At 44.8% G+C, this 19,213-nt stretch carries 19 protein-coding genes; 3 read left to right on the top strand and 16 right to left on the bottom strand.

Going from position 1 to position 19,213, the window contains the following annotated elements:
• Window positions 1-3: 3 nt before the first annotated feature.
• From LKE40_14220 to LKE40_14195, 6 genes are all read right to left on the bottom strand, one after another.
• On the bottom strand, window positions 4-945 hold the full coding sequence (locus tag LKE40_14220; protein ID MCH3918585.1) for a DUF3187 family protein: 942 nt from the start codon (window positions 943-945) through the stop codon (window positions 4-6).
• Window positions 942-2,189, bottom strand: coding sequence for a peptidase T (gene pepT / locus LKE40_14215; GenBank protein MCH3918584.1), 1,248 nt, complete (start codon window positions 2,187-2,189; stop codon window positions 942-944). Before pepT ends, LKE40_14220 begins: the two co-directional genes overlap by 4 nt.
• A gap of 58 nt (window positions 2,190-2,247) precedes the next feature.
• Window positions 2,248-3,111, bottom strand: coding sequence for a hypothetical protein (locus LKE40_14210; GenBank protein ID MCH3918583.1), 864 nt, complete (start codon window positions 3,109-3,111; stop codon window positions 2,248-2,250).
• A gap of 106 nt (window positions 3,112-3,217) precedes the next feature.
• On the bottom strand, window positions 3,218-3,793 hold the full coding sequence (locus tag LKE40_14205) for a hypothetical protein (protein ID MCH3918582.1): 576 nt from the start codon (window positions 3,791-3,793) through the stop codon (window positions 3,218-3,220).
• A gap of 185 nt (window positions 3,794-3,978) precedes the next feature.
• Window positions 3,979-4,539 (bottom strand): hypothetical protein, encoded by a 561-nt coding sequence (locus tag LKE40_14200; protein MCH3918581.1) that lies wholly within the window; start codon window positions 4,537-4,539, stop codon window positions 3,979-3,981.
• A complete protein-coding gene (locus LKE40_14195) occupies window positions 4,536-4,991 on the bottom strand; it encodes a PTS sugar transporter subunit IIA (protein ID MCH3918580.1) in 456 nt (151 codons plus the stop codon). The genes LKE40_14200 and LKE40_14195 overlap by 4 nt, the downstream gene beginning before the upstream one ends.
• Before the next feature lie 201 nt (window positions 4,992-5,192).
• Here LKE40_14195 and LKE40_14190 point away from each other — a divergent pair, with 201 nt between their 5' ends.
• Entirely contained in the window at window positions 5,193-7,265 is a 2,073-nt protein-coding gene (locus LKE40_14190) for a hypothetical protein (GenBank protein ID MCH3918579.1), read from the top strand.
• 58 nt (window positions 7,266-7,323) lie between these two features.
• Here LKE40_14190 and LKE40_14185 read toward each other — a convergent pair whose 3' ends face one another.
• The 7 genes from LKE40_14185 to LKE40_14155 form a co-directional block, all read right to left on the bottom strand.
• Complete coding sequence (locus LKE40_14185) at window positions 7,324-8,952, bottom strand: cation:proton antiporter (GenBank protein ID MCH3918578.1); 1,629 nt, start codon at window positions 8,950-8,952, stop codon at window positions 7,324-7,326.
• A gap of 18 nt (window positions 8,953-8,970) precedes the next feature.
• Window positions 8,971-9,417 carry a PTS sugar transporter subunit IIA gene (locus LKE40_14180; GenBank protein ID MCH3918577.1) on the bottom strand — a complete coding sequence of 149 codons (447 nt, stop codon included), beginning with the start codon at window positions 9,415-9,417 and terminating at the stop codon, window positions 8,971-8,973.
• A gap of 202 nt (window positions 9,418-9,619) precedes the next feature.
• Window positions 9,620-11,365 (bottom strand): [FeFe] hydrogenase, group A, encoded by a 1,746-nt coding sequence (locus LKE40_14175; protein ID MCH3918576.1) that lies wholly within the window; start codon window positions 11,363-11,365, stop codon window positions 9,620-9,622.
• A 21-nt stretch (window positions 11,366-11,386) separates the two neighbouring features.
• Window positions 11,387-13,174, bottom strand: coding sequence for an NADH-quinone oxidoreductase subunit NuoF (locus LKE40_14170; protein MCH3918575.1), 1,788 nt, complete (start codon window positions 13,172-13,174; stop codon window positions 11,387-11,389).
• 3 nt (window positions 13,175-13,177) lie between these two features.
• Window positions 13,178-13,573, bottom strand: coding sequence for a (2Fe-2S) ferredoxin domain-containing protein (locus LKE40_14165; protein MCH3918574.1), 396 nt, complete (start codon window positions 13,571-13,573; stop codon window positions 13,178-13,180).
• A gap of 21 nt (window positions 13,574-13,594) precedes the next feature.
• On the bottom strand, window positions 13,595-14,176 hold the full coding sequence (locus LKE40_14160) for an ATP-binding protein (GenBank protein MCH3918573.1): 582 nt from the start codon (window positions 14,174-14,176) through the stop codon (window positions 13,595-13,597).
• Between the two features lie 15 nt (window positions 14,177-14,191).
• Window positions 14,192-14,659, bottom strand: a complete 468-nt coding sequence (locus tag LKE40_14155; protein MCH3918572.1) for an NAD(P)H-dependent oxidoreductase subunit E — start codon at window positions 14,657-14,659, stop codon at window positions 14,192-14,194.
• A 484-nt stretch (window positions 14,660-15,143) separates the two neighbouring features.
• On the opposite strand from LKE40_14155, the gene LKE40_14150 reads away from it, so the two are divergent.
• Window positions 15,144-15,821 carry a redox-sensing transcriptional repressor Rex gene (locus tag LKE40_14150; protein ID MCH3918571.1) on the top strand — a complete coding sequence of 226 codons (678 nt, stop codon included), beginning with the start codon at window positions 15,144-15,146 and terminating at the stop codon, window positions 15,819-15,821.
• Between the two features lie 38 nt (window positions 15,822-15,859).
• On the opposite strand, the gene LKE40_14145 is transcribed toward LKE40_14150, so the two are convergent.
• Together LKE40_14145 and LKE40_14140 are read right to left on the bottom strand one after the other, a co-directional pair.
• A complete protein-coding gene (locus LKE40_14145; GenBank protein ID MCH3918570.1) occupies window positions 15,860-16,765 on the bottom strand; it encodes an endonuclease/exonuclease/phosphatase family protein in 906 nt (301 codons plus the stop codon).
• A 201-nt stretch (window positions 16,766-16,966) separates the two neighbouring features.
• Complete coding sequence (locus LKE40_14140; GenBank protein ID MCH3918569.1) at window positions 16,967-17,557, bottom strand: ATP-dependent Clp protease proteolytic subunit; 591 nt, start codon at window positions 17,555-17,557, stop codon at window positions 16,967-16,969.
• Window positions 17,558-17,756: 199 nt separating this feature from the next.
• On the opposite strand from LKE40_14140, the gene era reads away from it, so the two are divergent.
• On the top strand, window positions 17,757-18,638 hold the full coding sequence (era, locus tag LKE40_14135) for a GTPase Era (GenBank protein MCH3918568.1): 882 nt from the start codon (window positions 17,757-17,759) through the stop codon (window positions 18,636-18,638).
• On the opposite strand, the gene LKE40_14130 is transcribed toward era, so the two are convergent.
• Window positions 18,635-19,207, bottom strand: a complete 573-nt coding sequence (locus LKE40_14130; GenBank protein MCH3918567.1) for a flavodoxin family protein — start codon at window positions 19,205-19,207, stop codon at window positions 18,635-18,637. The two genes, era and LKE40_14130, sit on opposite strands and share 4 nt — an antisense overlap.
• Between the last annotated feature and the right edge of the window lie 6 nt (window positions 19,208-19,213).

Here is a 19,213-nt window from a genome sequence, read left to right as displayed (position 1 = left end):
TTCCTATTCCATGACTGTCAGCCCAAGGCCGACTTCAGTAATTCCATCTGATGTCTGTCCTACATCCGACCAAAGATATAGTTTTTCATTCAACATCCAACGATAACCTATAGCGTATGAAGCTGACAGACTTTCTAAATCAGTTTCCAGCATCCCCCGAGCAAAAAGTCCTCCGTCAGTGATGAATGTACCGCCTCTCCATCCAAATATAGAAAACGGCAGATCATACTGGAAACCCAAACCAAGCTTTTGTTGGGAAAAACTAAATTCCATAATCGGCTGGAACAAGGACCATGGAAGTTTACAGAATGGCAGATGGGAATACGCAACTGAAACCGTACAGCCATAAGTACCGGTATCAATCAAATAATCAGCTCCAAGACCTATCTGCCATTGGGGTCCCTGCCCCAGTCGTGTACCAGGGGCAAAGCCTGTCCCCCGAATACGTTGCAACGAATCATAGTCATCATATGATGCTACGATCCTTCCAAGTCCAAGTTTTTTTCCCTGACAGGAAACCAATCGACAATATTCACCTACACTGAAATCATCTACCTGTTTGAAAGAATATATAGGGTCATCGGCATAGGCAATTGACGGTTGCCCACAATCATCAAGCCACGGCAACAGCACATAGCGCAGATTCATCACAATCTGCTGTTTCATCTGTATTTCATCCTGTGCCCAAACATCAAATGAAAGAGGTTCCTTGTTACTTTTCTCCATTGACAATGTAAAGCTGATTTGCTTTCCATCATCAATCAGATCGGATACATGCACCTGTACATCTTTCAAATCAATTCTGTCCTTGCACCCTTCAAACACAGCCTGGGCAATTCCACCTTCAAGTTCCGCAGATAAATCCTCTCCTTGCACTTTCAGTGCAGACAAAGAAAAAGGGAAAAAAGATACAAGTATCAGAAACAGCAGGAGATGACGTTTCATGCTTGAGTAACAGCAGCCACGGCAAGGATTCCCAACACCAGTGCCGTAGCATCAGCCATGGCATCAAGGGCACACCATTCATATAGAGAATGGTAATTGTATCCGCCGGTATAAAGATTCGGGCATGGAATATCCGCTTCATTTGCCATTCTGGCCCCATCGGTTCCTCCCCTTATGACTGCAAAACTTAAAGGCTGGGATAATCGTCTGCCTGCTTCCAGAACATTCTGTACAGCTGAAGGATGCTGCTTTGCAATTTCGAGCATATTGTAATATTGTCTTGAAATCACGACAGAAACCTTGGATCCAGGATAAGTCTGTTGGAGGCTTGCAGCAATCTGCCTGAGCAGATTTTCCCGTCGCTCCAATTGATCCAAGTCAAAATCTCTCACCAAGAGATCCAGTTGCGCATGGGCAACAGTACCTTGGAGTTGTTCCGGACCAAAATACCCCTCACGGCCTTCAGTGGTATCAGGCTGTTCACCTGCCGGCAGTGCCTGCAGGAATTTAGATGCAAGGTTAAGTGCATTGATCATCCTATTCCTTGCAGCTCCGAAATGGTAGGATTTCCCTTCAAAAAGCACTTTTGCATGACTGGCATTGAAACATTCTGTTTCAATGATATATCTGGCTCCACCATCAAGCGTATAGCAGGTACTGCAATGCAGATGTTCATAAGGGAAACGGTCCATCCCATGTCCAGTTTCTTCATCGCTGGTAAATATAAACTCAACTTCCCCATGGTGCAATGAGGTATCTTCCATCAGTTGCTGGGCTACCACCATGATTTCCGCAACACCGGCTTTGTCATCGGCACCAAGGAGTGTTGTCCCATCAGAAGTAACTACCGTACTGCCGACATAATCACCAAGTTCAGGATTGTCAGCACGGGTAATGGTAACACCATCAAGGATAATATCATTGCCATCATAATTTTCATGGACAATGGGTTTGACACCATTTCCCTCTACATCATGTGCAGTGTCGACATGGGCCATCAAGCCTATGCACGGTACTCCCTTTACATTTGCCTTGATCCTGGCCAGGAGGTAATAGCCCCCATCCTCGATATCCTCAATTCCCAAAGAAATCAAATCCCTTCTCAGTTGTTTGAACATATCCAGTTGGCAGGCAGTAGAAGGCTTCGTCCCCTTATCGGCAATCTTTTCATCACTCATCGAATCAATACGTGCATAACAAAGAAATCTTGAAAGCAAAGCTTCTGTCAATCTTTTCTTTTCCATTCCATACTCCTAAGACAGGCAAAGGCTAAGCTTCCAGGACAACGGAACATATCCATATTCAACTCGTAAACGTATATTTTTTGAGCAAGTCCTTTACCATATCCAGTACATTATAAAGCGAAAACACGCATATTGAAATCCCTGTTACAACGGAACTTCGATGAAGGGTCTTACCCATCGTTATGATTGAGCTCGCCATCGCATAAGCTATTTCCGGTTCTGTGGAAACTTCTTTCATCCAGACACCGAATGACTCATCCATATCACCTCCATACTTATAGTATTGGTACAGGTTCATGATTGTACACGATACAACTCCGGCAGCTACTGCAATTGCTGATGCCGCCGAGACCTTTCCCCAGAACATTGTCGTGGGAATAGCAGAATATACCATTCCGGCTACAAACAAGACCAATGTCCTCACGACCAGACGCCTTACATCTTTATTGAACGCAGCCCTCTGGCTAGGCGGCACTCCTCTTCCTACATCTTCAAAGTTACTTTCCAGTACAGCCTTTGTTTCTTCAACCTTCTCATCTAACTCTGAGGCTTCTTCCTCTGGCAACAGTTGCTTTGCATTCTCAACGAATTCTTCGATATCACCATCCTGCGTATAGGCAACATCATAGCAAAACTGAAGATAGGCATGTCCATTGCTTTCTCCAAGTGTTTCCTCGACCACCTTCTTGCCTGTAAGTTCCTCATCATCTGAACTTTTCAGGCTGTCACGGGTCTGTACGTCAAGGAAAGGCAATACCTGATCAAGTTGTTCATCGACGATTCTTTCAACTGCAGGAAGAAGCTCCTCATCACTTATCCGAGGCTTCAAGGTTTCATCCCAGCCTTGGGAACAACCGCTTAACACGAAAACCAACATCCCTACCAGTATCCAACTGAAGATGTTCCTTGTCATTTTTTTCATACATTGCTCCGACAGGACACCCTCGGCTCCTGCCGTCTACCTCCTTTTGCTTACAAGCGACATCAGTATTCCAAGGTACCCCTTACCTGATGAGGACCTGCCACATTTACTGTTTTCTTTCTTCAGGAAAATCAAATAGATTGAATCCTATATGAAGTTCAAATCTTATCTTTGGAAAATCACCGAAGCTTTCGGTAACTGCTTCATAGGCATCAGCATAGACACCACTGGGATCAAACAGCACTACAGCAGGTTCAACGAAAAAACCATCAGAAATATCCCAGTGATAACCGATAGCAACTTCATCCAAGTACTGCAGACGTTCCAACGGTGCATCTATACCGAAAAGATATGCGACATCGACCATTGACAAGGAAATGAACAACGGCAACTGAAATGGATAATAATCAAGTTGCACACCGCTTGACAGCAAGGAAACGTCCCTGTCATCCAACGAAATAGCATAGACAAGGGGAACCCGTAATGAAAAATTTTTGTCAAGGTTCACCGTGGCACAGACATGGTTATAGACAAGCTTGCTTATGAAAGGATCTGTATAGGCCACGTCAGCCGCAATGGAAAAATGAGCCATACGACTTTCAGCAAAGGCTTGCCCGGCACAAGGAAAAAGGCAAAGCAACAGGATGTAGATCTTAGCAATCAGATGCTTTTTTATTCTCATGAATCATTACGTACATTAAAATAAATTATGCACACTCCCTAGTTTTCGACTTAATCACGAGACTTATGGCCCCGGTAATCAGCACTCATCCTACTAAGGAAAAGAAACAAGCTTCCTGTTGACATAAAGAAAAAAAATCCGGTATCTCTACCAGATTTCATCAATATATTGCAGATAATCAGCAATCAATTGTCAATGTCATCATCACCGAAAACGGGAGCTGTCGCAGCATCATCCCCTACAGAAACATCACCATGGAAAGGAACCTCATCTTCCCAGCCAAGAGCTTGGACCAGCCTGTCCCGAACTTTATCAACCTGCCTGCAGCTGAAACCGAATTCTTCCTTCCCCTTATGGAAAAAGAAACCAGTCTGCTCATCCTTGAATGTACCTACGGAAAATCCATCCAAATCCTTGATTTTCTCCTCAAAGGCTATTACCAGTTTTCCATTCCTTTTCGTTATAAAGTAAATTTTGTCATCATTGACAGCCAATCGTCCCTTTTCTGCAATCTGTCTATCAACGGAAGAAGCTCTTCCACAGGGAAATGAAAAAACAGGCTTGCTATTCAAAACCTTTGTGACTTCCTTGTCTCCGACTTGAAACATCAGACGGACATATAGAAAACCGCACAAAGCCAGCAAAGGGAAAAACATAAAATACCATATTCGACCAATGACTTCCCTAGGGACAAATATAATGACAAAACCAGATGCAAGCATCATAAACTGAAGCAGATATTTCAATTCGGAAGTCCTAGAAAAACCGAAAGTACCTGCTCAGGAGAACTGGCCCTAAGCAACTTCTTACGGTTGAGCGGTACACTGAGTACAGCACCGATATCTGCCAGAAACTTCAGATGCTGGCTTACACAATCAGAGGGAGACAACGCCATGACAAAAATTTTTGCCGGCTTACCGTCAGCCGATAAAAAATCCAAGCCTTCTTTTTTTATACCGATGCAGGCAATAAGTTCCTGTACGGCATCGGTCTTCGCATGAGGAATCGCAATTCCATCCTGGAGACCTGTAGACATCTTTTCCTCACGTTCCTGCAACAGGCGGAGAGCAAGGGTACGGTCATGTACTTTACCACTGGAACAAAGAAGATCCAGCAGTTCTTCCAGAACACCCTCTTTGTCAGTTGCCTTCAAATCAACTGATATCAATGGTACACTCAAAATTTCATTCAGTTTCATACGGCCATCATAACATAAAGCTTTCCCCTTTTCCATATCACATCTGCACCAATACCAATTTGAAAGCAGTTTCGAACACTTCAGGTATCTGCTTATATACAAAATAGATATATATCGTTCTACTGCAATCAAACAACAAAGGGAGAAGAAACAGCCAAACAGATGTGACCGCGAATCTGCATATAAGGGAAGGAGGTTCATATGGAACATAAAAAGAAAATCATTCCCCTATGCATGATTGCCCTGTCGGCATTTGCCTTCATAAGTTGTAATCAGAATCCAAAGACATCAGACATCGAATTGGAATTGACCCAGGAAACAGCTGCAGCAGCAAGGTCAATACTACCGCAATCAACACCACTCAATATCGAACAGTATACAGTTGAATGTACAGGTCCTACGGCAGATGACCACATTACCATAGAGACCAGCAAGACAAAAGTACAGCTGAAAGGTCTTAAGATCGGTAGATGGACCATTACTGCAACAGGAAAGAATGAAAATGGTTTATCCATCATCCAAGGGACAAAAGCTGTACAACTTGGCAATGATCCGATAATCGCAAGAATCGAACTGGATACTCTTGTCGGAAGAGGTGATGTACAAATTGACTTCAACTGGGATGCCTCCTGCGTCAAGTCACCCGCATTGGTATTACAGAAAAAATACCAAGACGGCAATGAAGAAACAATCGAACCGACAGCCTTTGATGGTACCGGAGGTACTGCACAGTACCGTGCAACATGGAATGCAGGTTCCTATACGGTAACAGCAACTCTGAAAGACAATGATATTTCGGTTGCCGGCGGAGTCGAAGCTATCAGGATAGTCCAAAGCAAGACCAGCAACGGAGCCATTGATTTCAACTTGGACAAATTGCCGACACAAGACTCATCATTGCAATTGATAGACAAATCAGGCGTACCACTGTCCTATAGCATTGAAGGAATCGAAGACTCAGTCCTTTTCGGACAAACCATAACAGCTTCACTTTCCAGTGAACTAGGTTATCCTATACCTACTGATTCCACGACAAATTGGTATCTTGATGGCAAATATACAACTTCAGGAACAACCTGTTCCCTTACTCCAAAACTTGGAAAACACCGGCTGGATGCCGTAGTCGAAAGACCTGCCCTGGGAGCTTCTGCCTCAACGACCAAGACTTTCATTACTACCTTGGACACGCCTTTGCAAACTCCACAGGTCATTGAGACCTTTGACCAGAGCAACAGCAATCTCAAGCTTGGCGGGCATGAAACAGTAACATTCCTGCCAGACAACAGATTCTTGGTTTATTCCGGTTCAAACAAGACATTGCAACTTTGTAGATTTGTTGGAAATACCCTGGACGTCATCAAAACATTCTCGAACAGCAGTGCCCTGCCTTTGGGAAAAGTTACCGACATGTTATATTTTGATTCGCTCAGTCTGCTGGCTATAAGCGAGACTACTACAAACACCCTATATGTCTACCAATTTGCCAACGATAACCTTGTATTGAAATACAAGCATCTGTTGTCTTATTCGTACAATGGAAAGGTATATACCTGCGGAGCCGGAGATCTTGCCTATAATGGCGACGAAGGAATATGGGTCATCGGATATGGCGCAAACTATCTGATGAAATTTTCCCTTGATGCTACAGACCAGGATGAATTCAATTCTACTCTCCAGCTTGTATGCCATACCTACAAAACATGTAAGGACGGAGGTCCTTTGCAAGGCGCTTCAAGTCCACTCGGTCATTCTGTTGCAACAGTCAGTGACACATATTTCACGATGGACATTGATGTAAACGGAGACCTTCGCCTGACACAGCTGGCGGCACCGGTTGCATATCCTGATTTTTCGGCTTTATGTACTTTGCCGATCAGCAATACATCTGCATTTGTAGGTACTGCAGATGGGATTGATGTGTTGGTCAAGACCAGTACATCTCCTCTTGCTGTTTCAATAAAGCATTCTTACACAAGCAACAACGAAGGCATTCCGAAATTGGGCAAAGTCATCCACCTAGACTGGGCTCCAGACACAACAGGATCAGATCCAAAATATCTGTATGCCTTAAGCAATGAAAGCAATGCAATACATTGCTTTGCCATTGAAGATGATGACCTTGATGATTTGGAGGCTCCGACTTTGAATTATATTGCCACGACAGAGCTAGGAGACTTCTGTCCATCAGATCTGTCATTCAGTTATACCCATGACCTTATGATTCTGACCAGCGAGGATGATGCAAAGATAGTTATCTGCAGGATGAACAGATAAAAAGACCTGATTAGACAGCTTGCCCGGCCCTAGGTCGCGGCAAGCTTACCGTCGGTTCTTATGCTTCGTCAAACATCTGCATCAAGAGCTTTGCACTCATCATCTCTTCATTTTTCATCGAAGAAACAGTTTGGGCAAAATCACTGAAATCAGCCATGGCATCAACCATCATCAACCGAACAAAGTCCTGATCTTCTGCACCACAGCCTATTGAAACCATACAGGAATCTTCTTTGCCCTTAAGCAACTTCAACAAAAGAACCGTATTTTCTTTTCTAATCTGCCATGTCGGGTCAACAGATTCAATGCTGGAGGTAAAGAAACCTTCCTGAATGAAACTTGCAATCAACGACTCAGTAAAGAATTCAGCAATCCGCGTAGTAGGGAATTCAAGTTCAATCGAGACCCTGTCTTTCTGCTCTGGCCGCTGCAGGCTCTTACGATAGCCACTTTCTCCGCCCTTGAATGCTTCAATCAGCAACGGAGGAGCGGCAATGGAAGCTACCAACATAGTCATGACAGCAACACCGAACATATCATGCGCAATTGCACCGGAAGCAAGGCCGATACCAGCTACAATGAGAGTTACTTCTCCCCTAGGCAACATTCCTGTTCCAATACGCAGTGCCCCTCGCAAATTGAATCCTACAAGCAGGGAGGGCAATCCACATCCCAAGAGTTTTCCAAGGAATGCAATCAAGGAAAAGATCAAAGCAAAGCCAAAAACAGATTTCAAAGCATCAAAGTTGACCATCATTCCCATTACAGCAAAGAAAACCGGCACGAAGAATTCTCCGACAGATTGCATTCTCGTACTGATACTATGTGCGACATCTGTCTGGCTAAGAGCAAGACCGGTAATATAAGCACCGATAATCATGGCAAGACCTGCCATTTCAGAAAAGCCAGCAAGTAAGAGCGCAATACCAAAAGAGATTTCACTGATCAATGGTAAAGAATGGAACCTTTTCATTCCTTTTGTATAAAAAGGGGCAATAATGATACCAGCTACCATACAAGCCAGCCAGAATGCAATTGCCCGTACTGCAACAGAGCCTATGACACTCCATTGTATTGCTCCTCCATTCATCTCAACAGATGCTACGCCAACTACAACGGAAAGCAATACAATGGAAATAACATCATCAAGTACTGCTGCAGCCATGATTGTCACACCTTCAGGTGTACCGATTTTTTTCGTTTCTCCCAAGATTCTTGCCGTAATACCGATACTGGTAGCAGTACAGACTGTCCCAAGGAACATAGCCTCAGGTGCCAGCACAGAGTGCACATCACTACAAAGCAGATAGGTGATTCCGTCTCCCAGGAGAAAAGACAATATTACGCCTCCGAAACCAACAACCGTTGCTTTGCCGCTGAACCTGAGAAATGTCGGCAAATCCGTTTCCAATCCAGAATCAAAAAGCAAGAATATGGATCCCAATGTCGATATGGCATATAATTCAGCCGAAACGGGTATTGTTGAATCCGTTATCAAGGGAAACAGCGGCCCAAAGCTTCCCAGAGGTATCGACCCCAGCAAGTAAGGGCCTATCAACATTCCGGCAACCAGCTCACCCAGGACCTTGGGTTGCCTGAGATACCGTGAAAAAACATATCCGACAAATTTAGAAACGATAAGAATGACACCCAATTGGAGCACAAGCACCATCATTCTTTCAGACATACGAAACTCCTTCCTTTTTTACAAACCAAAGACTGATAGCACTTCTTGAACTGTTGTTGCCTCCAACAATTGCGTTCTGGCCTCTTCTTTCTTAATTATTCTGCTGATCTCAGCAAGAAACTGTACATGCGGACCGATACGGTCTTTCGGGGACAATGTCATGATGAACAATTCACTTGGCTTCCCATCCAAGGAAGCAAAGTCAACACCTTCTTTTTTGATACCAATACAGGCAACAAGTTCCTTCACTTCTGAAGTCTTTGCATGGGGAATCGCTACCCCGTGCTGTATGCCCGTTGACATTTTTGCTTCTCGTTCCATCACATCTGCAAAGGCCTTCTCGATATCACCAAGCTTTCCATCAGCTTTCAATAGACCTAGCAACTCCCTGATAATTTCTTCCTTTCCTGTACCTTCCAATCCAATCTTTACAAGATTTGGATTCAACGTATTCTTTAGTCTCATACACACCTCGGATTCAGGTTATGCTACCCATCAGTTAAAATGGCAACAATATCTTTTTATGATATCACCTATCAGGCAATTCGTGAACTCCCTTTTGGAAAAGGGATCATTTTGACACAGGAACTTTACCCAATCAAGCAAATAAAAAGCAAAAAAAGTCCGACTCCCTCTTTTAGGAATCGGACCTCGTAAATCAGACCGTTCAGGCCTTGTACACAGGAATCTCCTCATAGGTTGTATGAAGCAGATGATGTGCCTTTTCTGACAATGGACTATCAAGATACTCAGCGTAGATCTTCTTGATCGATGGATTTTCATGAGAACGTCTCACACTTGACTGCTCATCATCCTCATAGAGGCCATCGATACGCTCCTGCCTGACAGTATCGTCTGCACCATACGGCTGTCCACCGCCTGCGATACAACCGCCACGACAGGCCATGACTTCAATAAACTCATATGGAGCCTGTTTCCCGGCAGCCTTTGCAGCGCGGATCTCATCACAGACCTGCTTTGCATTGGACAACCCATGTACGACGGCAACTCTGACCTTGGTACCCTTGATATCAACTTCTCCGGTTCTGAAGTTATCCATACCACGCACGGATTCCACTTCAACATTGTCCAGTTCCTCGTTGGTAACAAGATTATAGGCTGTTCTGATGGCAGCTTCCATAACACCGCCGGTATTGCCGAAAATAGTTCCTGCGCCGCTGTACTCACCGATCGGGCTGTCAGCGTTCTCTTCAGGAAGTGCTTCAAAATCAATTCCTGCAGTTCTGATCATCCGAGCAAGTTCACGCGTCGTAAGAACCAAATCCACATCGCTGTACCCAGATACCTTCATGTTGTCATCTCTTATCCGTTCTGCTTTCTTGGCAGTACAGGGCATGATTGCGACACTGAAGATCTTGGATGGATCGGTTTTGCTAGCTTCTGCATAGTAGGTCTTTGTAACAGCTCCCTGCATCATCATAGGTGACTTTGCTGTCGAAAGATTCTCCATCAGATCAGGATAGTATTTTTCAACATAATCAACCCATGCAGGACAGCAGGAAGTAAACTGTGGCAGCACACTACCTTTGGTAGTCAACCGTTTCACCAATTCACTGCCTTCCTCCATAATAGTAAGGTCTGCACTGAAATTGGTATCAAAGACCACATCACAACCCAGTTTTCTCAATGCTGCATACATCTTGCCAGTCGATATGGTACCAGGTTTATAGCCGAACTCTTCAGAAATACCGACACGCGTAGCCGGTGCCATCTGTACCACGACTTTCTTGTCAGGATCAGCAACTGCTGCCCTGAGCAAATCGGTTTCATCCTTTTCATAGATGGCACCGACAGGGCAATGGGCAGCACACTGTCCGCATTTTACACAAGGACTGTCAGCAAGTTTCAGCATCGCAGCAGGAGCCATACATGTACTATCACCACGACCGATGAATTCAAGAGCAAATACCCCCTGAAGATCCTGGCAGACCTGTACACAGCGACCACACTTGATGCACTTTGATGGATCAAGCACCAAAGAAGGAGTCGAAGTATCCTTCGGCTTGGTAGTGAGCCTGACTTCAAACGGCTGCTCCCTGATGCCAAATTCGGCAGCAAGAGTCTGGAGCTCACAATTACCGTTCCTTATACAAGTCAAGCATGAGGATGGGTGATTGCTCAACATGAGCTCAAGGATCGTCTTCCTGACTTCAAAAAGTTCGGGATCATTGGTAATGACGCTCAAACCTTCATTGACAGGAGTCGAACACGCACGAATAATCTTGGCTTTGCCTTCCTGCTTGCAGATACACATGCCGCAGGAAGCAAAAGGAACAAGATCCGGATGATAGCAAAGGGTCGGAATACGAACACCGGCTTTCTTGGCCGCATTCAATACACTCGTTCCTTCCTCCACTTCTACTGGAATTCCGTCTATTTTTACATTTACCATTACTCTTGTCCTCCCGGTACCTTAGTGGATTGAAATGGCACCGAATTTGCAGGTGGCATAGCAGGCACCGCATTTGATACATGCAGCAGTGTTGATCTTATGGGGTTGTTTCCTTTCTCCGGAAATCGCTCCGACAGGACACTTGCGTGCACAAGCTGTACAACCGATACATTTTGCAGGATCGATTACATAGGTAATCAGTTTCTTGCACTTGCCTGCCGGGCACTTCTTGTCCACAATGTGGGCCCTGTATTCCTCAGGGAAGTACCGAAGTCCTGAAAGTACCGGATTCGGTGTAGTCTGCCCAAGGGCACAGAGTGCACCTTTCTGCATGGCATGAGCAATCTTATGGATGGTATCGATATCCTCCAAAGTTCCATTTCCACAGGTAATCTTATCCAGGATATGCAGCAATGAACGTCCGCCGATACGGCAAGGAGCACATTTGCCACAGGATTCGTCCACAGAAAAGTTCAAGTAGAACTTTGCCACGTCGACGATACAGTCATCCTCATCCATGACGATCATACCACCACTTCCCATCATGGAGCCGATTTTGATCAAGCCACCGAAATCAATAGGAGTATCAAGGTTCTCTTCGGTAATGACACCACCAGAAGGACCTCCGGTCTGTACGGCTTTGAACTTCTTGCCATTGGCAATACCACCACCGATATCAAATACGATTTCTCTCAGTGTGGTCCCCATAGGAACTTCAACCAACCCAGAATTTGCAATCTTACCAGTCAAGGCAAATACCTTGGTACCATGGCTGTCATCAGTTCCTATCTTATTGAACCAATTGCCACCCTTGTTGATAATGACAGCAACGTTTGCAAAGGTCTCAACATTATTGATACATGTCGGTTTACCCCACAGACCTTTGACGGCAGGGAATGGTGGACGAGGCTGCGGCATACCACGATGCCCTTCAATCGACTGAAGCAAGGCTGTTTCCTCGCCACAGACAAAGGCACCGGCACCAAGTCTGATTTCAATATCAAAATCAAAACCACTGCCCAAAATATCCTTACCGAGCAATCCATATTCACGGGACTGTTTCATGGCAACTTCAAGACGATGAATTGCCAATGGATATTCAGCCCTGATGTAAATGAATCCCTGATGGGCTCCGATTGCCTTGCCACAAATCGTCATGGCCTCAAGCACGGAATGCGGATCGCCTTCCAAAGTCGAACGGTCCATATAAGCACCAGGATCGCCCTCATCGGCATTGCATACGACATACTTGATCTCACCAGGAGAACTCTTGGTAAAATTCCATTTCATCCAGGTCGGGAAACCTGCACCGCCACGTCCCCGAAGTCCAGCAGTCTTGAGTTCATCAACGATCTGTTCGGGAGTCATCTCGAACAAAGCTTTTTCCAAAGCTTCATAACCATCACGTGCAATATACTCATCGATGTTCTCAGGATCTATCTTACCGCAGTTACGAAGGACAATCCTAAACTGTTTCTGATAGAACTGGATATCCTCTACCTTTGTATTCCTCTTGCTCTGGTTCTTATCATACAGAAGCCTTGTAACTTCACGGCCTTTGATAATATGCTCGGCCACAAGTTCCTTGGCATCCTCGGGTTTTACCTTGACATAGAAAGCATCCTCAGGAAGAATCTTGACAATAGGGCCCTGTTCGCAGAATCCAAAGCATCCGGTCTTGATGACCTGTACTTCATCCTTGACGCCCTGGGCCTCACATTCCTTTATGAGATTCTGATAAATCTCCTCGGAGCGGCTGGATTCACAACCGGTACCTCCGCAAACCAAGATATAGTTTCTGAATGCCATTGCTTAGTCCTTCTTAAGAATATCTGCGGCAGGCTTGTCGAATACATGTTCGGACACCAGCTTCTTGCCGATGATATGGTCTGCAACAATCTGCTTCACTACCTTCGCATCTACGTTGCCATAGATGACATCAGGCATACCCGGTACGATGACTTCAACCGTAGGTTCTACATGGCAAAGTCCCATGCAGCCTGTCTGGGTAACCGAGACATTCTCGATTCCCTTGGCTTCAAGTTCACTGAGGAAAGCATCAAGTACGACCTTGGCTCCTGCTGCAATACCGCAGGTACCCATGCCGACGATAACCTGACAATCCTTGCCTTCCACATCTCTCTTGCGAAGCGCATCCTGTTTTGATTCTCTCAGTTTCCTAAGATCTTCAAGTGTCATTTTTGCCATTTTTTTCTCCATTCATTCCTTTCATAGGACCGGAATATGATCCACCTTGAATCTGTCGAGCGCTTCTTCCTGCGATTGGAGATACTCCATCAGCAGGTTCAGTGTAGCTACCGTAGTAAAGGACCCCAAGACTTCAAGCAACTTCTCCCTTGAAAGGTGATAGGAATCACTTCCCTTTGACGTTGACAGGCTCCTTTCAATCTCAACTCCCTTGGCAGCCGGATGACTCACCAAGGCAAGCAACGTAGAAGGGATATCCCCCATCGGAGGAGTGTCAATGTTACATAGGTCAAACCTACACTTTACTACTGTACCTTTGCTGACTTCCGATTGTATATCAAAACTTCCTCCTGCCGATCTTGTTGCCTGCACGAGGAACGGAAGCCCTAGCCCAACTTTCCTTTTTATATGTTTGATTCCATCAGTCTGATAGGGATCAAGGACCTTTTCCAGCATCTGGTGGCTCATTCCTTTTCCATCGTCCCTGACTGTCATGTCAAGATATCTGTCATCCTCCCTAAGCACCAGTTCCACGTTATTACTGTCTGCTTCAAAAGAATTCTGGACAATGTCAAGGATAAAATCAGTCACATACCGATGCATCCTATGTTTCCTTCTTCAATACTTCTGCAAGATAGCAGGTATCTGACTTTTCGTCAGCTTGCCATAGACCTCACCGGCCACAGTCATTACAGGAGCCAAACCACAGCAACCTATGCAACGGACAGCCTCCAAGGAAAACTTACCATCCTCGGTCACTTTTCCGACATCAAGGCCGAGCTGGTTGTGAATTTCCTCAATGATACCCTCACTACCCTTGAGATAGCAGGCAGTACCAAGACAGACCTGAATGTTGATTTTCCCAGGCTTCGTAAGCTTGAAGAAATGATAAAACGTCAAAACTCCCCAGATTTTTGCCAAAGGGACATCAATCAATTTGGATACTTCTTCCGCTGATTCACGAGAGACATAGCCAAATTCACCTTGTACCTTATGCAGAATCATGATGAGATTACCCGGTTTGTTCCGCCATTCGTCGATGAACGCCATCAACTCAGGCGAGAACTTTTCTGTTTTCTCAGACATGTACCCTCCAATTGTCCTTACCGAACCACAGTAAAAACAAGCTTTCGTTAGTGGCACCAATTGTACCATTGATTAAAATATTTGTACATAAGACTGAAAGAATTATTCCCTTTTATATCTTATCAACGTAATAAAATATTCATAATATTGGATTATATACAGTTTAATATGAATCAAATCACATAAATATAAAATAATAATTTTTATACTTGTTTCCTAAGTTATTTTATTGATAAAAATTTTTACTTTTTTTATCATAATTTTAAAATATTGAACAAGCAGTACAATATTATCATTATACAAATCTAGTCATTATCGACAATCTAAAGTATCGTTGTAAAAATACTTAGAGACAAAATGATGAAGATTTCTGTTGTTAATACATTCATTCTCCATTTTTTTTCTATTTTTCTTCGATAACCATCATTTTATTGACTTATTATATAGTTTATTATAACATATGACACATAACAAGGAAAAAATAATGAACAATGACCAGTTAATAAGAATTACTCGCTATTACAGGGCACTCAACAGACTTAGATCAATAGGTCTCGAAAAAGTCTTCGCACACAATCTTGCCGATGCTGCCGGAGTTTCTCCAGCTGTCGTGCGAAAGGACTTTTCGCAGTTGTCAATCCACGGACAGAAAAGAGGTGGTTACGAAATCACCGATCTCCTGCAGTCTCTTTCCGATTTGTTAGGGAAGGGAGATCCTCAGAATACAATCATTATCGGTTGTGGAAGAATCGGCCTGGCGCTGATGCACTATAACGGATTCGAACCTGACGGCATCAAAGTCGTTGCCGGTTTTGATAATGATCCACAGGTCTACAGTGATGCTTCTCAACCGACTCCTATTTATCCCCTTTCAAGACTTGATGAAGTAGTTGAAGCCATGAATGTCCGTGTAGGTATCATCACGGTACCAGAAATTGCGGCTGCAGATACGTATCAGCGGCTTTTGACTGCAGGTGTAACGGGGATACTGAATTTCAGTCCCGTCACACTCAAGCCTGTAGAAATGCCTGATGGCAACTTGTCAGTCGTACACAACATCAACCTAAGCCTTTCACTAGAACAGATATTCTACGAACTTCGGTTTCCCAAGAGATCAAAGACTCCGGCAGCTGAAGCGCCAGGACAGGATGATATTGAATAGCAACCAAGGGGAGAGACGCTGTCTTGCAGCTCTCTCCTTTATTTCTTCAGTTGCAGGACAACTGGAAAGTGATCGCTTATTCCGGCAAGCCCGCTTCTGTCCCACGCATAAGGGACACCTTCGACCTTACAAAGCTTTTCCGGAGCATAGATATCAAAAGCTTCAAACTCCATCCCATTGCCATCAAATCCGGCAGCAGAAGTATAGATATGGTCAAAATACTGCCATCCTTCTCCACTGTAGTAGTATGTACCAGGTTTTGTAAGTTTTATTCCATCATCCAATTCAGGACTGTAAAGTGTCTTTCCGACGAGGTAGTTTCTATCTCCCGACACACATAGAGAACCTTTATCGACAAAGCGGTGATATTCCGCGCTGGCAACATCAACGATAGGGGGTTGACCTATCTGACTGTCATCCCCGACATTTCCATTGAAGTCCCCCGCACAAAGTACAAGGTCATTTTCATGCAGTGCAAGCTGTGCAGAAAGTGTCTTTGACAGTTCCAACCTAAGCCGTGCACTTTCCCTTGCATCTCCCAGACGGCTTTTTCCATGACACGTCAGTACCACCAGCTTGTCATCCGCAAAGGAAAAGTCAATTTCCAATACGGAACGGGCACCAGATACCCCATGGACAAGAAGATCGGCCGGCTTCTCCTTGGACAAGAAACCAAGGGCAATTGCATTCCCTTTTTTCTTTATTGTCCCATACCATTTATAACCATACCGGGAAAGATATTTCTCCGACAGATCTGCCAACACTTGGGAATTCTCAACTTCCTGCAAGAGAACAAGGTCTGCATCAACATCATCAATGATATCTGCAGCAAGTTTCAGCCGCCGTCGATATGCAACCTCATCCCAACCGTTCCCAGGTTTGTATTCATCATATTCACTGCCATCCAACTTGGCATCCATCAGGTTCTGGACGTTCCAGCTCATAATGGAAAAACAACTGCAAGGTTTTTCAGCAGGCAGACTGCAGGAACACAACAGAAATATCGACAGCAACATGCATACCAACATGGTCCCCTCCCGTTATATGTAACGGAAAAGGGTCCCTTTTCAGTTGAGCACACAAACAAAAAGGCCTCCGTACCGCTCACAGCGGAACAGAGACCCTTGAAGCAACAGAGAGTTTTCCTAGATATCGGATCTGGACGAAACAATTCGGTCAACCAATCCATAGGTCTTGGCATCTTCGCTGAATAACCAATGGTCCCGTTCCGTATCTCCGCTTACTTCTTCCAAGCTTTTGCCCGTCGCTTCTGCGATAACGGCATCAAGCTTGACCCTCAGCTTTTCTATCTGCTTGGAATAAATCTCGATGTCAGAAGCAACACCCTTCATCCCGCTCATCGGCTGATGGATAAGATAGGTTGAATTCGGCAAGCCGATCCTCTTTTCCTTCGGGACTGCAAGAAAAATCAAAGAAGCAGCAGAGGCAACCAACCCCGCACCGACCATAGTAACGGGACATGAAATGAACCGGACCATATCGTAGATTGCATAGCCGGCATCGACATCCCCTCCCGGGCTATTTATGAATATTGTAATTTCCTTGTCAGGGTCATCAGCCTCCATGACCAGCAACTGCTTGATGATACCTTCGGCACTTTCCTTGTTTATTTCACCACTGAGCAGTATCTGCCTTGTCTTCAGCAGTTTCTCATTGGTTGCAGGATCCTGTTCCTTCTTTTCTTCTTTTTTTTCCTCTTCGTCGTTCAACTGCATATTTTTCTCCTGAATAGGGCCCATGGCCACTGACTTACTGTATCTGATAATAGTTTGAATGAAAACCCAGCACCCTGATGTTCCCCTTAACTTTTTCACAACCCACCAGTAAAATCATTGCATTTCCTCATAGGATAGACTACCATGCATATCAGATTACACAGAAGAAGAATTCCCTTTTTCTCCCGGGAGCATAATCATGAAATGTGGCACAGTAGCCATCATCGGCAGGCCTTCCAGTGGCAAAAGCACACTTGTCAATACTATCACGGAAATGCCTGTATCTATTACGGCAAGCACACCTCAGACGACACGCAATGCCATCCGTGGCATTTATACCGACCAACGGGGCCAATTGATTTTCACTGATACCCCTGGTTATCACCTCAATGAACAGAAACTCAACCTCAAGCTTCAGGAAGTTGCAAGAGCTTCCCTTGAGGAAACCGACATAATTATCTACATGCTCGATGCCACCAGACCGGCAGGAAAGGAAGAAGAAACCATCGCATCAATTGTCAGCAGCGCCAAGGCACCCATCGTATGTTGCATAAACAAGTCAGACTTACTTCTTCCCTCACAAATCGATGCAGCGAAAGCTTTCCTTGAAACTCATATCCGACAAGCCAAGATCCACATCATCAGTGCAAAGGAAGACAAAGGCATTGATGATCTGCTCATCGAGCTCTTTGCCCTGGCTCCTGAAGGAGAATTGGCTTATCCCGAGGATTCCTACACTGACAGACCTCTTGAATTCAGGATCAGTGAAATCATCCGAGGCAAGACCATTGCCATGGTCACGCAGGAATTACCACATGCTGTCTATGTGGATATTGCCGACCTGGAGTACAATCCACAGCAGGAAGAGGTCTGGGTCCGGGCCTTCATCATCGTAGAAAGAGAAAGCCAAAAGGGAATCATCGTGGGCAAGGGCGGCTCAACCATCAAGAAAATCAGAGTACATTCCTTCAATGCCATAAAAAAGATATTTCCAGGAAAGCAACTGAATCTGGATCTCAGGGTCAAGGCCCAGCCCAAGTGGCGAAAGAATTCCTTCCTTTTGGACAAACTCATCAACTAACGGATGAAGTTTGTCCTCATGATGGTCTCTGTCTTAGGCTTCGGAAGTGCAGCCTTGCTGAAACTCTTGATCATCCAAGCCATGTTTCTTGCAAGGGTCCGCATGATCTGCAATCCTTCTTCATCCTTCAGCACATCGGCAGGACTGTTGCCATGCACCATGGGCCAATATTGTGAAGAGACGACAGGCATCTGCCCATAGAGGAAAAATTTGTTGATCTGGTCAATGGTCGATGTAGTCCCGGCTCTTCTTGCAGAAGCAACACCTGCCGCAGGTTTCAGCCTTATATCTTCACTTTTCAATATACCGAAAAGATTCACCAGCAACGTTACGGTAATTTGGGAAGGTGCCGCATAGTAGACAGGACTTCCGACTACGAAGCCATCAGCTTCCCTCAGTTTCTGGGCTACCTGTGCAACAAATTGTCTGTCCTGTGCTTTCTGAACGTTTCCCACATACAGTATCTCACTTTCCAATCCCTCATCTTTCAAAGTCTTGGCAATCTCATCGAGTGCTGTATAGGTACAACCATGTTCACGAGGGCTGCCATTGATCATAAGTACTTTCATCGCTAA

Source organism: Spirochaetia bacterium (genome assembly GCA_022482625.1).
In the GTDB taxonomy this organism is placed as follows: Bacteria; Spirochaetota; Spirochaetia; order Sphaerochaetales; family Sphaerochaetaceae; genus Pleomorphochaeta.
Note: the sequence above shows the minus strand (reverse complement) of the source record. Positions and strands in the feature narration are given on the sequence as shown.

What these genes read in the sequence shown, in the direction of transcription:
- LKE40_14220 (MCH3918585.1), bottom strand. Translation starts at nt 945, where the DNA reads ATGAAACGTCATCTCCTGCTGTTTCTGATACTTGTATCTTTTTTCCCT.
- pepT (MCH3918584.1), bottom strand. Translation starts at nt 2,189, where the DNA reads ATGGAAAAGAAAAGATTGACAGAAGCTTTGCTTTCAAGATTTCTTTGT.
- LKE40_14210 (MCH3918583.1), bottom strand. Translation starts at nt 3,111, where the DNA reads ATGAAAAAAATGACAAGGAACATCTTCAGTTGGATACTGGTAGGGATG.
- LKE40_14205 (MCH3918582.1), bottom strand. Translation starts at nt 3,793, where the DNA reads ATGAGAATAAAAAAGCATCTGATTGCTAAGATCTACATCCTGTTGCTT.
- LKE40_14195 (MCH3918580.1), bottom strand. Translation starts at nt 4,991, where the DNA reads ATGAAACTGAATGAAATTTTGAGTGTACCATTGATATCAGTTGATTTG.
- LKE40_14190 (MCH3918579.1), top strand. Translation starts at nt 5,193, where the DNA reads ATGGAACATAAAAAGAAAATCATTCCCCTATGCATGATTGCCCTGTCG.
- LKE40_14185 (MCH3918578.1), bottom strand. Translation starts at nt 8,952, where the DNA reads ATGTCTGAAAGAATGATGGTGCTTGTGCTCCAATTGGGTGTCATTCTT.
- LKE40_14180 (MCH3918577.1), bottom strand. Translation starts at nt 9,417, where the DNA reads ATGAGACTAAAGAATACGTTGAATCCAAATCTTGTAAAGATTGGATTG.
- LKE40_14175 (MCH3918576.1), bottom strand. Translation starts at nt 11,365, where the DNA reads ATGGTAAATGTAAAAATAGACGGAATTCCAGTAGAAGTGGAGGAAGGA.
- LKE40_14170 (MCH3918575.1), bottom strand. Translation starts at nt 13,174, where the DNA reads ATGGCATTCAGAAACTATATCTTGGTTTGCGGAGGTACCGGTTGTGAA.
- LKE40_14165 (MCH3918574.1), bottom strand. Translation starts at nt 13,573, where the DNA reads ATGGCAAAAATGACACTTGAAGATCTTAGGAAACTGAGAGAATCAAAA.
- LKE40_14160 (MCH3918573.1), bottom strand. Translation starts at nt 14,176, where the DNA reads ATGCATCGGTATGTGACTGATTTTATCCTTGACATTGTCCAGAATTCT.
- LKE40_14155 (MCH3918572.1), bottom strand. Translation starts at nt 14,659, where the DNA reads ATGTCTGAGAAAACAGAAAAGTTCTCGCCTGAGTTGATGGCGTTCATC.
- LKE40_14150 (MCH3918571.1), top strand. Translation starts at nt 15,144, where the DNA reads ATGAACAATGACCAGTTAATAAGAATTACTCGCTATTACAGGGCACTC.
- LKE40_14145 (MCH3918570.1), bottom strand. Translation starts at nt 16,765, where the DNA reads ATGAGCTGGAACGTCCAGAACCTGATGGATGCCAAGTTGGATGGCAGT.
- LKE40_14140 (MCH3918569.1), bottom strand. Translation starts at nt 17,557, where the DNA reads ATGCAGTTGAACGACGAAGAGGAAAAAAAAGAAGAAAAGAAGGAACAG.
- era (MCH3918568.1), top strand. Translation starts at nt 17,757, where the DNA reads ATGAAATGTGGCACAGTAGCCATCATCGGCAGGCCTTCCAGTGGCAAA.
- LKE40_14130 (MCH3918567.1), bottom strand. Translation starts at nt 19,207, where the DNA reads ATGAAAGTACTTATGATCAATGGCAGCCCTCGTGAACATGGTTGTACC.